1 pseudogene is annotated in these 247 nt (G+C 63.2%); it reads right to left on the bottom strand.

What is annotated here, in order from left to right:
• Positions 1-247 (bottom strand): annotated as a pseudogene (locus SB679_RS25715) (hypothetical protein); the annotation flags it as partial.

Genomic DNA, 247 nt, shown 5'->3' with positions numbered 1-247 from the left:
CCACTGGGCGCCCGGACCATCGATCCACTCGATCGGCATGGCCTCGAGTGCTTTTCTTGCCTGCCAGTAGTGTTCGGCAATGACGGCGATCGCGCTTTGCGGTGCACTAAACGCGATCGGGAACGGGACCCGCTCGGGATCGACGAACCCGCGTTGCTCGGACGGATCGACAACCGCGACACCGAGTACCCCAGGCATCGTACGGACTTTCTCGAAGTCATAGCGCGCGAGCTTGCCGCCGTGTACC

The organism is Chryseobacterium sp. SIMBA_029, from assembly GCF_046535275.1.
Classification (GTDB): Bacteria; Bacteroidota; Bacteroidia; order Flavobacteriales; family Weeksellaceae; genus Chryseobacterium.
This window is presented reverse-complemented; position numbering and strand designations above follow the sequence as displayed.